Genomic DNA, 12,960 nt, shown 5'->3' on the forward strand with positions numbered 1-12,960 from the left:
CGGCCACCCGAAGGTGGCCGTCCGTTTCCATCCAAGGGGAAGCGCAGGCTTACAGCGCCTGCAGTTCCTCGTTGGCGTTGCGCTTTTCCTTGGCCGGCGACGGCGCGGCCGTCGGTGCAAGGGCTGGCGTCGCACCGGCTTCCACCGGAACCTCCAGGTAGGGCAGGTGCAGGGTCTGGCTGGTCAGCGTGCGGATCTCGTTGGTCAGCGCGGCGCTGTCGTTGAGCTTGCGGCCGTACGAGGGCACGATCTCGCGCAGGCGGGCTTCCCAACCGGCCTTCATCTGGTCCGGGAAGGCCTTGGCCATCAGGTCGAGCATGATCGGCGGCGAGGTCGAGGCGCCTGGCGAGGCACCCAGCAGCGCAGCGAGGGTATGGTCCTTGTCGGTCACGATCTCGGTACCGAACTGCAGCACCGCGCCCTTCAGCGGATCACGCTTGATGATCTGCACGCGCTGGCCGGCGGTGACCAGCTTCCAGTCGCCCGGCTTGGCATTGGGGAAGTACTTGACCAGTTCGGCCTGGCGATCGGCATCGTTCAGGCGCGCCTGGCCCATCAGGTACTGCACCAGGTCCAGGTTGTCCTTGCCCACTTCCAGCATCGGGCCGACGTTGTTGTGGTTGACCGACGAGTACAGGTCCCACCACGAGCCGTGCTTGAGGAACTTGGTGCTGTACAGCGCGAACGGCCCGAACAGGACCACCGGCTTGCCATCCAGCTTGCGCGCGTCCAGGTGCGGCACCGACATCGGCGGCGAACCGGTTTCGGCCATGCCGTAGGCCTTCACGCCATGGCGCGAGGTCACGTCCTGGCCCTGGAAGGCGAGGAACTGGCCGCCCACCGGGAAGCCGGCGTAGTCCTTCGATTCCGGGATGCCCGACATCTGCAGCAGCTTCAGCGCGGCGCCACCGGCACCGATGAACACGAAGCGGGCGTGGGTGGTGGATTCGGTGCCGGCCTTGAGGTCCTTCACCGTCACGTTCCAGCTCTTGTCCGCGTTCTGCCGCAGCGCGCTGACTTCATGGTTGAGGTGCAGGCCGAAGTTCGGGCTGTGCTGCAGGCCGGCGGTCAGCTGGCGGGTGATGACGCCGAAGTTGACGTCGGTGCCCAGCGGCATCCAGGTTGCGGCGACCTTCTGCTTCGGGTCGCGGCCTTCCATCAGCAGCGGTGCCCACTGCTTGATCTGCGCCGGGTCTTCGGAGTACTGCATGCCGTAGAACAGCGGGTTCTTCACCAGCGCCTGCTGGCGCTTGTGCAGATAGGCGATGTTGTCATCGCCCCAGACAAAGCTCATGTGCGGGGTCGGGTTGATGAAGTCGCTGGGCTGGCTCAGCCGCCCTTCCTTCACCTGGTGCGACCAGAACTGGCGCGAGACCTCGAACGATTCGGCGATGCCGACCGCGCGCTTGGTCTCGATGCTGCCATCGGGCAGTTCCGGGGTGTAGTTCAGTTCGGCGAATGCCGAATGGCCGGTGCCGGCGTTGTTCCAGCCGTCAGAGCTTTCACCGGCGACGCCGTCGAGGCGCTCGTAGACCTGGATGTTCCAGTCCGGCTGCAGTTCCTGCAGGTAGGTGGCCAGGGTGATGCTCATGATGCCGGCGCCGACCAGCACCACATCGACGGGCTTGTCGTTGCTCGCGGCGGGCACCGAGCGCTGGGTCAGCGGCCAGTACAGGAACAGTGCGGCGACCAGCAACAGCAGCACGAGCAGGGCGAGTAGGGCCTTGCCAAATTTCTTCATGGGGGCGGAATCGTTGGCGGGGGAGGGGGTCAGAATGCGCAAGAAGCAGGGAAAGAGCGTGAAGAAACAACGCCTTGCAGCATTCCAGGGGCAATTTTAACCGTTCCTGGTCCGATTTTGATGCAACGCAGCATCCGACGGTTCGCGGCACCCTCACCCGGTAGCGCCGGGCCATGCCCGGCGATGCACTCAATCACGCCAGCTCAAGGATCTGGTCACCGGCCTCATCGATCTCGCCGGTCGCCTTCCAGCCCAGGTGCCGATAGAAGCCATACGAGCGCGAACGCGGGTCCGCCGAGCAGGCCAGGAACAGGCGGGTGTGGCCTGCATCGCGGGTCAGGCTGACCACTTCCTGCAGCAGCTGCCGGCCGATGCCGCGGTTCTCGAATTCCGGCAGCAGGGCCAGCACCAGCACCTCGCCGCTTCTGCGGTCGGCAAAACAGTAGCCGGCCATCCGTTCGTCCTCGCAGGCGATGCGGCCAATCGAATCGCCATCGGCGATGCCTGCGGCCCAGCTCTCTCCGGTGATGCCCAGCTCGGCCAGTTGCGCGGCGCTGAAGGCGTTCTCGCGGGTACGCCCGCGCAGGTCGATGCAGGCGGCGGCGTCATCGGGAAGGGCATTGCGGTAGTGGATCGTCATCTGGGAAACCTGCGGTCGAACGGAACCGCGTGATTGTGGCCGGCCCGCATGGAGATTGGATGGAGGCGGGGGGCGGTCTTCATTCACTGCCGATGGTGAAGTACTCCGCGGCGAAGTAGACCAGTTGATAGGCCAGCGTCGCTGCGGCCAGCACCAGCTGCGAACGCACAGTGCGCAGGCGCCAGCCGAGCGCGGCGACCACGAGCATCAGAGCGGTATGCAGTGGGTAGGCAGCACCCAGCAGCCGCCATCGACTTCCCCCTTTGATCGCGGTATCCACGAGGTCCAGAAGCGTCAATATCGCGATCACCCCGAAGATCCAGCGTCGACGCTGCATCAGATAGTTGCCGTAACTGCCGTACTCGCGCAGATCTTCGGGAAACAGCAGCGCGCACAGCAGGAACCAGGTCGCGCAGTAGGTGATCACGAACAGATAGGTTTCAAACGTCCAGCGGTGTACTTCAACCAGGCGGAATTCCCACCACCAGAAGGTCACCAGCGATACCAGCGTCCAGACCACCCAGCACAGGTGCAGCGCCGAACAGCCGCGCCGCTGCGGGTGTTCGATGATCTGCGCCAGCCCCTTCAGCAGGGTGGTGATGGACAGGCCGAGGATGATCCCCATCACCACGCGGATATGCAGGAATACCGGTTCGGTTTCCATCAGCCAGCCCCCTCGTCGGTTGCACCGATGCTTGCATAAAAAGGGGGGGAGGGGATCAAGTCGTTCATGCCACGAACGACATGATCCCCTCCGACCCCTTTTTCAGCGCCTGCGCTGCACCAGCGCCGAGGCGGCGTCCAGCACCGCCCGGGTCAGCAGTGCCATCGTCTGCACGTCGCCCTTCCAATGCTGCCAGTACAGCGGCACGTCTTCCCACGCGCGCTGCCGCACGTAGACCAGGCGCCCGGCATCCAGATGGCGCTTGACCAACGGCAACGGGTTCATGGTCCAGCCCAGGCCGCCCAGGTTGGCCTGCACGAAGGCGCGGGTGGACGGAATCCACCAGGTCGGCGCGGTGCTGGGCAGGTCGGCGCCGGCCATGCGCCGGGCAAAGCGCGACTGCATGTCGTCCTTGCGGTTGAACACCAGCACCGGCGCCTGCGCCAGTGCCTGCGCGGTCACGCCCTTGGCGAAATGGCGCTCGCGGAACTCCGGCGTACAGGTCGCGGCGTAGCGGATGCTGCCCAGTGCGTGGATCTGGCAACCCTGCACGGGTTCGTCCAGGGTGGTCACCGCACCCAGCACGGTGCCCTGGCGCAGCAGCTCGACCGTGTGGTCCTGGTCTTCCACCCGCAAGTCCAGGGTGGTGCCGGTGCCCTGCGCGAACTGCTGGGCGGCCTGCGGGAACCAGGTCTCCAGGCTGTCGTGGTTCACCGCTACGGGAATGCTGGCCTGCGGCAAGTCCTCGTCGGCCAGGCCCATCCGGTGCAGGGCGTCGTGCTCCAGCAGCGCGGTCTGCTCCGCCAGCTGCACCAGCAACTGGCCCTCGGCAGTCGCGGTAGCAGGCGTGCCACGCTTGACCAGCAGGCGACCGATGCGGTCTTCCAGTGCCTTGACCCGCTGCGAGATGGCCGAGGGGGTGACGTTGAGCGACTGCGCGGCACGGTCGAAGCTGCCTTCGCGGATCACCGCAGCCAGGGCCCGCAACTGGGCATGGTCGATGCGCATGGCGATTAAGTTCCGCTAATGTTGGTTTAGTAAGTTTAGCTCGTCTTTTCTATGTTGCGGCGCGACAATGGCGCCCGTTCCGGTGCTGTCCGCCTTCGCGAGGCACCGCTCCCCCCAAGCAAGACAAGGTAGTGAATCCCATGTTCTCGGTCATCTCCGCCAGCACCGGCCTCGGTGCCTGGTTCTCTGGTGCAGCCACCGGCATCGGCCTGTTTGCCGTGGTCGGCGCCCAGAGCGCCTTCATCCTGCGCCAGGGCATCCTGCGCAAGCACATCGTGCCGGTGGTGGCCACCTGTGCGGCCATCGATGCGATCTTCATCTTCGCCAGCGTGGCCGGCCTGCGCACGCTCACCACCGCGCTGCCGTGGCTGACCACCGCCGTCCTCTGGACCGGCGTGGCGTTCCTGGCCTGGTACGCCATGAAGTCGGCACGCCGTGCGATCGCCGGCGGCGGCGGCATGGGCGAGGCTGACAGCGATGACGGCAGTCGCCGCGCGGTGCTGATGGCGGCGGTCGGCTTCTCCCTGATCAATCCGCACTTCTGGCTGGACATGATGGTGATCGGCTCCATCGCAGAGAACTTCGGCAATGCGCGCATGGCCTTCGCTGCCGGCGTGGTCACGGCGAGCTGCCTGTGGCTGACCGCGCAGGGCCTGGGCGCGCGCCTGCTGGCACCGTTGTTCACCAAGCCCAGCACCTGGCGTGTGCTGGACGGCACCATTGCTGTGATCCTCAGCATCCTGGCCCTCACTCTGGCGGTGCGCGGGGTTCATTGACCCGGCGCACGCCCCCCGAACCCACGTCCTGACTCTCTCTCCAAGGTAGTGGTAACGACGGCACCGGCAACGGTGCCGTCGTTTTTTGTGCCCACTGGCGGCGCGGCCGCTGGCCTGCCTAGAATCGGCCAACCGGGACAAGGCGTCCAGGCGTAAGGGGGAAGGATGCGCAGGTATGGATTGGCCACCATCATCGTGGCAGGGATGGCGTGGGGGACCGCCGCTGCGGTTGATCTGGGCGCTTACGTGCGGGCGGACAAGTTCGAGGATGTGATCCTGTCGCCCAGCGGCGACTACCTGGCCGCTACCGTGCCCGGTGATGGCTTCACCGCGTTGATCATCCTGCGTACGGACGACAACACGCCGGTGGGTAGCCTGCGGCCGCCACGCAATTCCCATGTCTTCGATATGCACTGGGTCAACAACGATCAGGTGATGTTCGGCCTGGCCCAGAAGTTCGGCACCCGTGATGCGCCCTGGGCCACTGGCGAGCTGCTGGCGCTCGACGCGCGAACCGGGCGTACGGACGTGCTGGTCGGCTACCGCAACCTGGGACTGCGCCTGCGGCCCAGGTACCACAGCGAGGCGGCGGCATTCCTCAGTGACACCCTGCCGGGCGACGATGGCCAGGTGGTCATTGCAATGGGCGCTTCGCGCCTGGATGCCAATGGCTATGCAGCCCGGCTCGACCTCGCTACGGGCAAGCAGCGCATCCTGGCCCGAGCGCCGGTGCCGGCGTCTTCCTACACGATCGACCCCAAGGGTGACGTGCGCTTCGTGCGTGGCACCGGCAGCGACAATGGCAGCCGTCTCTACCACCGCAACGGCGGCGAATGGGCGCTGGTGAATGATGAAACGGCCAGTGGCCGCATCGAGGCGGCACTCGGCTTTTCCGCCGATGGCCAGCTGGCCTACCTGCAGAGCGAGCAGGCCACGGGGCCCGATGCCATCGTCAGCTGGAACCCGGCCACGCAGGAACGCAGGGTTGTCCTGCGTGACGATGTGGTCGATCCGGCACGGGTGATCCGCCGCCCCGGCAGCAGGGTGCCGGTCGGCGCGCTGTTCCTGGGCGATACCCCGCGCACCCGCTTCTTCGATGAAGCATCGGCCGAAGCGCGGCTGTACCGCAGCCTGGAAGCGGCATTTCCCCGGCGGTCGGTGTTCATCACCTCCAGCACCCTAGATGGACGAAAGCTGCTTCTGGAAACCTGGTCCGGCGCCAATCCGGGCGAGTTCTACCTTTATGACGTTGACCGCAGACAGGCGCGCTTCCTGCTGGCGCGCAGCGAATGGATCGACCCGGCTGTGACCGCATCGGTGCGGTCCATCAGAGTGAAGGCACGCGACGGACTGGACCTGCATGGGTTCCTGACCGTGCCGCACGGCAGTACCGGCCGCGACCTGCCGATGGTAGTGCTGCCGCATGGCGGTCCCATCGGCGAGTACGATGACGGCCGTTTCGCGCACGAGACGCAGTTGCTGGCAGCGGCCGGCTATGCCGTGCTGCAGGTGAATTTCCGCGGATCCGGCAACTTCGGCCGTGCCCACATGCGTGCGGCTATGCGGCAATGGGGCCGCGCCATGCAGGATGACGTGACCGATGCAACGCGCTGGGCCATCGCCGAGGGCATCGCCGACAGCAAACGCATCTGCATTTACGGTGCCAGCTACGGCGCCTACGCGGCGATGATGGGACCGGTGCGCGAGCCGGGGCTGTACCAGTGCGCGGCAGGCTACGTGGGCGTTTACGACCTGCCGTTGATGTACACCCGGGGCGATGTGGGCGACAGCCGTTCCGGTGCGGCCTATCTGCAGCAGTGGCTGGGCGATCCGGCCTCGCTGGATGAGGTGTCGCCGGTTGCGTTGGCGGATCGCATCAGGGTACCGGTTTTCCTGGCCGCTGGTGGTGAGGATGCGCGTGCGCCCATCCAGCACAGCAAGCGCCTGCAGGCCGCGTTGGAACGGGCCGGCACGCCGGTGGAAACCCTCTATTTCCGCACCGAGGGCCACGGTTTCTACACCCAGGCGCATCGCAGCGAGTACTACGGCCACCTGCTGGCGTTCCTGTCACGCAGTCTGGGGGGAGCCACCGCGCAAACGCACGCCAGCGGTACTGCAGAGAAGGCGCCCTGAGTCTGGCGATGGCGCGCTCGTCACTGGCGCAGCCATCGTCGGCCTGCCTAGAATCGGCAAATCTGGACAGGGTGTCCGGGCAGGGAGGGGGAAGGATGCGCAGGACTGTACTTGCCGGGCTGTTGTGCGCGGTGGTGGGCGGGACGTCGGCGGGTACCGGCGGGGTGGACCTGGAGCGGTACCTGAAACCGGAGTCATTCTCGGACATCAAGCTGTCGCCGGGAGGCGACTATGTGGCCGGCACCGTGCCGCTGGACGATTCCACCGCGCTGGTCATCCTGCGCACGTCCGACCGCAAGCCTGCGGGTGTGTTCCGGCCGCAGGCGAAGAACCATGCCAACAGTTTCGAATGGGTAAGCAATGATCGCCTGCTGGTCGGCCTGGCCGAGAAGCTGGGCGCGCTGGATACCCCGCAACCGACCGGCGAACTCTACGGCGTCAATGTCGACGGCAAGGGCGGCGAACTGCTGGTCGGCTACCGCGTGCAGGGGCGCGGGTTGGGTACGCGCATCCAGCCGAAGAAGGTGGAGGACGTCGCGGCCTTCCTCACCGATGAACTGGCGGGCGACGACCGCAACGTGCTGATCGCGGTGTGGCCGTTCGCCGAGGACCCCTACACCCGGGTCGAGCGGCTTGATGTGGTCAGTGGGCGTCGCGTGCGCGTTTCGGGTTCACCCGTGCAGCGTGCCGATTTCACTACCGATCATCAGGGTGAAGTGCGGTTCGCCCACGGCGCGGCGTCGGACAATGTCAACAAGCTGTACTACCGCGCCGGCACCAACGCGCAGTGGTCGTTGGTCAATGACGAGTCACTCAGCCACAGGATCGAGAGCGCGCTGGGCTTCTCCGAGGATGGCACGCTGGCTTACCTGCAGGTCGAGCAGTCCAGCGGCCCCGACGCCATCGTCAGCTGGAATCCGCAGACGGGCGAACGGCGTGAGGTGCTGCGGGATGCGGTGGTTGATCCTTCCGCGATCATCCGCCGCCCGGGCACCCGCGTGCCCGTAGGCGCGCTGTACCTGGGGGACGCACCGCGCACCCGGTTCTTCGATGAAAAGGGCGCCGATGCGCGTCAATACCGCAGCCTGGAAGCGGCGTTCGGTGGTCCGGTATTCATCACCTCCAGTACCCGCGATGGCAGCAAGGTGGTGGTGCAGACGTGGTCGGGCAGCAACCCCGGCGATTTCTACCTGTTCGATACCCGCGCCAAGGCCGCCGAACATCTGGTCAGCCGCAGCGAATGGATCGACCCGAAACTGGCCGCCACCGTGCGCCCGTTCTCGCTGAAGGCGCGCGACGGACTGCCGCTGCACGGCTTCCTGACCCTGCCGCCGGGCAGCGAAGGGCGCAATCTGCCATTGGTCGTGCTGCCGCACGGTGGCCCCTTCGGCGTATTCGATGAGGGCAGCTACAGCAATGAGCCGCAGATGCTGGCGGCAGCAGGGTATGCCGTGCTGCAGGTCAACTTCCGTGGATCGTCCAACTATGGTCGTGCCTTCACCCAGGCCGGTGCCAAGCAGTGGGGCGCGGCCATGCAGAACGATGTGACCGACGCCACGCGCTGGGCCATCGCCGAGGGTATCGCCGACAGCAAGCGCATCTGCATCTACGGTGCCAGCTACGGTGCCTACGCGGCAATGATGGGGCCGGTGCGCGAGCCGGGGTTGTACCAGTGCGCGGCCGGCTATGTCGGCGTGTACGACCTGCCGCTGATGTTCACCAATGACGCCCAGTCCAGTGATTCGGCCATGACGTGGCATCGCGAATGGGTGGGTGATCCGAAGACGCTGGGTGCCAGTTCGCCGGTGAACCTGGCCGCACAGGTGAAGGTGCCGGTGTTTCTTGCTGCAGGCGGCGAAGACACGCGTGCGCCGGTCAAGCACACCGAGCGCATGGAGGCCGCACTGAAGGCGGCTGGCTCGCCGGTGGAGAGCCTGTACTACCGCACCGAAGGGCACGGTTTCTACCGGCCCGAACACAGGCGTGAGTATTACACCAGGCTGCTGGCCTTCCTTTCGCGCAGCCTGGGCGGCAGCACAGCCAGCACCAGCGCAACTGCGGGTGCTGACAAGGCGCCCTGAGGCAAACCCGCTGCGGCCAGCGGACCCGGTGCCGGGCAGGGGGATGCCCGGCTTCAAGGAGGACGTCATGAAGCATGCAAGGGTGCTGGCCGCAATGATGGCCATCTGCGGCTCGGTTGGGGTAGAGGCGGCGGAGGTTTCGCTGGACGGCTACGTGCGTCGTGCCGAGTTCAATGACATCCAGCTCTCGCCCACCGGCGAGTATCTGGCCATGACCTTGCCGCTGGACGGCGCAACCGCGGTGGCGGTGCTGCGAACGGACACGATGGAACTGGTCGGCAATTTCCGGCCGCCCCGCAACAATCACGCTGCCGAGGTCGACTGGGTGAGCGACACCCGCCTGCTGATCGGTCTGGCCGAGAAATGGGGGCCGCTGGACCAACCGCGGCCGACGGGCGAACTGTATGCCATCGATGCCAATGGCAAACGCGGTGATCTTCTGGTCGGTTATCGGGCCCGCCCGGATGAGCCCGGCTTCGTGACCGGGCGCGTGGTCGAGCCGGTTGCCGCCTTCCTGACCGATCCGTTGCCTGCCGACCAACGCAGCGTGTTGATCTCGCTGTGGCCATTTGCCAACGACACCAATACGCGGTTGGAACGGATGGATGTCATCACCGGGCGCCGCGTCCTTGTCTCGCGCACACCGGTGCAGCGCGCGACGTTCACCACCGACAACCAGGGAGAGCTGCGCTTCGCCCACGGCGCCGCCGCTGACAACGTCAACAAGCTCTACTATCGCGAGGGCCGCGACCACTGGACCCTGATCAACGACGAAGGCAGCAGCCATCGCATCGAGCGCCCGATCGGCTTCTCTGCCGACAACCGCCTGGCCTACCTGGTGGTGGAGCAGGCCCGCGGTCCCGACGCGGTGGTCAGCTGGGACCCGATCAGCGGAGAGCGGCGTACGTTGCTGCAGGACGATACCGTTGACCCTACCCGCGTGGTCTACCAGCCCGGCACGCGCGTGCCGGTGGGCATCCAGTTCGTCGGCGCTGTTACGCGCACGGCCTTCTTCGATGAGCAGTCGCCGACCGCCAGCATCCAGCGCAAGCTGGAAAAGGCCTTCCCAGGGCAGGCGGTGAGCCTGCTCTCCGGCACCCGCGACAACACGCGTCTGCTGGTCAAGGTGAGCTCGGCGACCAATCCCGGCGATTACTTCATGTACACCACCGCCACCCGCAACGCCGCCTTTCTCACCAGTCGCCATCGCTGGTTCGATCGCGAGGGCGGTGCCAGCGTGCGCCCGCTCACCCTGGCTGCGCGGGATGGCCTGCCGCTGCATGGCTTCCTGACCCTGCCCAAGGGCAGTGATGGCCGCAACCTGCCGATGGTGGTGGTCCCGCACGGCGGCCCGATCGGTGTGTTCGATGACGGTGGTTTCGAGCGCGAGAACCAGTTGCTGGCCGAGGCTGGCTACGCGGTGCTGCAGGTCAACTTCCGTGGCTCGGGCAACTACGGTCGCGCGCATACCCAGGCCGCTGCCCGGCAATGGGGCCGCGCGATGCAGGACGATGTGACCGACGCCACCCGTTGGGCGATCAGCCAGGGCATCGCTGACGGCGGACGCATCTGCATCTACGGCGCCAGCTACGGTGCCTACTCGGCGATGATGGGCGTCGTGCGCGAGCCCGGGCTGTACCGGTGCGCGGCAGGCTATGTCGGCGTGTACGACCTGCCGTTGATGTTCAAGCGTGGCGACATCCAGGATCGGGCTTCGGGCGTGACCTACCTGCAGCAGTGGCTGGGCGAGCCGGCCACGCTGGATACGGTGTCGCCGGTCAACCTGGCGGCAAGCATCAAGGTGCCGGTGCTGCTGGCCGCCGGCCGCGAAGACCTGCGCGCGCCCGCGCAGCACACCGAGCGCATGGAGGCCGCGTTGAAGCAGGCCGGCGTGCCGGTGGAAGCGGTGTACTACCCACGGGAGGGGCATGGCCTGTACGCCGAAGCCAACCAGCGCGACTACTACACCCGATTGCTGGCTTTCCTGTCGCGCAGCCTGGGCGGTGGTACGGCAGCCGCCGCGACCGCTTCGAGCAAGGCCAAGGCACCCTGAAACAGGCGCGGCGGCAACCATCATGGTTACCGCCGCTGCGACCTGCCGATGGGTGTTACTTCACCCCATGCATCATCCGCTTCAACAACGGCGCGGCGATGAAGGCCAGCAACGCGCAGCCCAGGCCGATCCACATCAGCAGCCAGAACAGGTGCGCATAGGCGCCGGCGGCAGCGGCCATGTCCAGTGTTTCACCTTCGGGCACCTCGATCGCCGCCAGCTTGCCGAACAGCGCGGCCAGCGTTTCCGAGAAGGCGGTCGCGAGGAACCAGGTGCCCATCATCAGGCTCATCACCCGCGGCACCGCCAGCTGGGTCACCGCCGACAGGCCGACCGGCGACAGGCACATCTCGCCGCTGGCCAGCAGGAAGTAGGCCAGTACCAGCCACCACACGCTGGCCATCTGGCCGGTGGCACCGACGTGCTGTGCGGCCAGTGCCAGCGGCACGAACGACAACGCACCGATCACCAGGCCCCAGGCTGATTTCACCGGCTTGCCCGGCTCCCACCCGCGGCGGTCCAGCCACGTCCACAGCGCAGCGAAGGCTGGCGCCAGCAACACCAGGAACAGGCCACCCAGATAGGTCAGCGAACCGGCGGTCTGCGGAATCACCAGGCAGTCACGTACCAGCAGCACCAGCATCAGCGCAACGATGCCGATGAAGAACGTACGCGGCGCGGCCGAACCAGGACGGCGTTCGGACAAGCGCGCGCTGACCACGAAGCCCAGCGGCGCCAGCAGCAGCGACACGATCGACCACGGTAGCGGCGAGCCTTCGCGGATCACCAGTGCCGGCACGATGTCCTTGGTCAGCAGGCGATCAGTAAAAGTCACCCACGAGCCGTACGACTGCTCGTACATCGTGAAGAACACCAGTGCCATGAAGATCAGCACCATCAGCGCGATCATCTGCTGGCGCTGCACCGGCGTGCACTTGCTGCCGGTGAACCAGGCGAACCAGATCAGCACGCCGCCGAGCACGACCAGCATCAGCATCAGCGCCAGGCTGATTTCACCACCAAGTGCAAAGGCACCGTTGCCGGCCGCCCACATCAGCCAGGCCACCGGCAGCACGCCGATCACCGCGCACAGGTAGATCAGCCATTCGCGCGGCAGGCCCAGCACCTTCTGCTTCAACGTGGCCGGCTGCGGCGGTTCGGCGTGGCCCTGCAGGTATTTCTGGCCCCACAGGAACATTGCCAGGCCGGCGATCATGCCGACGCCGGCCGCACCGAAGCCGTACTTCCAGCCGTAGACCTCCCCCAGGAAACCGCACACCAGCGAGGAGAACAGGGCGCCCAGGTTGATGCCGGCATAGAACAGCGAGAAGCCCGAATCGCGGCGCGGATCGTCCTGCGGGTAGAGCTTGCCGACGATGGTGGAGATGTTCGGCTTGAGGAAGCCGACGCCCATGATGATCAAGGCCAGCGACAGGTAGGTCACTGCCAGTGCCGAGGTGTCGCGCACCACTTCACCATTGACCCTATACGCCGCGTGGCCTTCGAAGGCCATGCCGAGGTGGCCGAGCACCAGCAGGATGCCGCCGAACAGCACCGCCCGACGCATGCCAAGCCAGCGGTCGGCCAGCATGCCGCCGAACACCGGGATGCAGTACACCAGGCCGCCGTACGCGCCGAGCAGGTCCAGCCCGGCCTTGTCGCCGAACAAGTGGTATTTGGTGAGATACAGCAGCAGCAGCGCCTTCATGCCGTAGAAGGAGAAGCGCTCCCACATTTCGGTGAAGAAGCAGACGTAGACGCCCTTGGGATGGCCCAGGAAGTCGTCGGAAGCGATAGCAGTGGAATTCATCGCGGAATTATAGGCGTGTGGCCCGACCTGCTTTCAGTAGATCCACGCCATGCG

9 protein-coding genes are annotated in these 12,960 nt (G+C 66.2%); 4 read left to right on the forward strand and 5 right to left on the reverse strand.

Annotated features, from left to right (window positions below):
- Positions 1 to 49: 49 nt before the first annotated feature.
- From mqo to WKB25_RS04850, 4 genes are all read right to left on the reverse strand, one after another.
- On the reverse strand, positions 50 to 1,741 hold the full coding sequence (mqo, locus tag WKB25_RS04835; protein WP_340569008.1) for a malate dehydrogenase (quinone): 1,692 nt from the start codon (positions 1,739 to 1,741) through the stop codon (positions 50 to 52).
- Between the two features lie 193 nt (positions 1,742 to 1,934).
- On the reverse strand, positions 1,935 to 2,381 hold the full coding sequence (locus WKB25_RS04840) for a GNAT family N-acetyltransferase (RefSeq protein ID WP_340569010.1): 447 nt from the start codon (positions 2,379 to 2,381) through the stop codon (positions 1,935 to 1,937).
- A gap of 79 nt (positions 2,382 to 2,460) precedes the next feature.
- Positions 2,461 to 3,045: a hypothetical protein gene (locus tag WKB25_RS04845; RefSeq protein ID WP_049464715.1), complete on the reverse strand. Its 585-nt coding sequence runs from the start codon at positions 3,043 to 3,045 to the stop codon at positions 2,461 to 2,463.
- 102 nt (positions 3,046 to 3,147) lie between these two features.
- Entirely contained in the window at positions 3,148 to 4,053 is a 906-nt protein-coding gene (locus tag WKB25_RS04850; protein ID WP_100551831.1) for a LysR family transcriptional regulator ArgP, read from the reverse strand.
- A gap of 140 nt (positions 4,054 to 4,193) precedes the next feature.
- Between WKB25_RS04850 and WKB25_RS04855 the strand changes: the two genes are divergently transcribed.
- The 4 genes from WKB25_RS04855 (at position 4,194) to WKB25_RS04870 (ending at position 11,096) form a co-directional block, all read left to right on the forward strand.
- On the forward strand, positions 4,194 to 4,829 hold the full coding sequence (locus WKB25_RS04855; protein WP_025873889.1) for a LysE family transporter: 636 nt from the start codon (positions 4,194 to 4,196) through the stop codon (positions 4,827 to 4,829).
- A gap of 165 nt (positions 4,830 to 4,994) precedes the next feature.
- The gene (locus tag WKB25_RS04860; RefSeq protein WP_340569014.1) at positions 4,995 to 6,962 is read left to right on the forward strand and encodes a prolyl oligopeptidase family serine peptidase; all 1,968 of its coding nucleotides are present in this window, start codon (positions 4,995 to 4,997) and stop codon (positions 6,960 to 6,962) included.
- A gap of 95 nt (positions 6,963 to 7,057) precedes the next feature.
- Entirely contained in the window at positions 7,058 to 9,043 is a 1,986-nt protein-coding gene (locus WKB25_RS04865; protein WP_340569016.1) for a S9 family peptidase, read from the forward strand.
- A 67-nt stretch (positions 9,044 to 9,110) separates the two neighbouring features.
- Positions 9,111 to 11,096, forward strand: coding sequence for a prolyl oligopeptidase family serine peptidase (locus WKB25_RS04870; RefSeq protein ID WP_340569018.1), 1,986 nt, complete (start codon positions 9,111 to 9,113; stop codon positions 11,094 to 11,096).
- Positions 11,097 to 11,151: 55 nt separating this feature from the next.
- Here WKB25_RS04870 and WKB25_RS04875 read toward each other — a convergent pair whose 3' ends face one another.
- Positions 11,152 to 12,906 carry an oligopeptide:H+ symporter gene (locus WKB25_RS04875; RefSeq protein ID WP_340569020.1) on the reverse strand — a complete coding sequence of 585 codons (1,755 nt, stop codon included), beginning with the start codon at positions 12,904 to 12,906 and terminating at the stop codon, positions 11,152 to 11,154.
- Between the last annotated feature and the right edge of the window lie 54 nt (positions 12,907 to 12,960).

This window comes from Stenotrophomonas sp. G106K1, assembly GCF_037969685.1.
In the GTDB taxonomy this organism is placed as follows: Bacteria; Pseudomonadota; Gammaproteobacteria; order Xanthomonadales; family Xanthomonadaceae; genus Stenotrophomonas; species Stenotrophomonas lactitubi.

Coding starts and splice junctions, on each gene's coding strand:
- mqo (WP_340569008.1), bottom strand. CDS start 1,741: ATGAAGAAATTTGGCAAGGCCCTACTCGCCCTGCTCGTGCTGCTGTTG.
- WKB25_RS04840 (WP_340569010.1), bottom strand. CDS start 2,381: ATGACGATCCACTACCGCAATGCCCTTCCCGATGACGCCGCCGCCTGC.
- WKB25_RS04845 (WP_049464715.1), bottom strand. CDS start 3,045: ATGGAAACCGAACCGGTATTCCTGCATATCCGCGTGGTGATGGGGATC.
- WKB25_RS04850 (WP_100551831.1), bottom strand. CDS start 4,053: ATGCGCATCGACCATGCCCAGTTGCGGGCCCTGGCTGCGGTGATCCGC.
- WKB25_RS04855 (WP_025873889.1), top strand. CDS start 4,194: ATGTTCTCGGTCATCTCCGCCAGCACCGGCCTCGGTGCCTGGTTCTCT.
- WKB25_RS04860 (WP_340569014.1), top strand. CDS start 4,995: ATGCGCAGGTATGGATTGGCCACCATCATCGTGGCAGGGATGGCGTGG.
- WKB25_RS04865 (WP_340569016.1), top strand. CDS start 7,058: ATGCGCAGGACTGTACTTGCCGGGCTGTTGTGCGCGGTGGTGGGCGGG.
- WKB25_RS04870 (WP_340569018.1), top strand. CDS start 9,111: ATGAAGCATGCAAGGGTGCTGGCCGCAATGATGGCCATCTGCGGCTCG.
- WKB25_RS04875 (WP_340569020.1), bottom strand. CDS start 12,906: ATGAATTCCACTGCTATCGCTTCCGACGACTTCCTGGGCCATCCCAAG.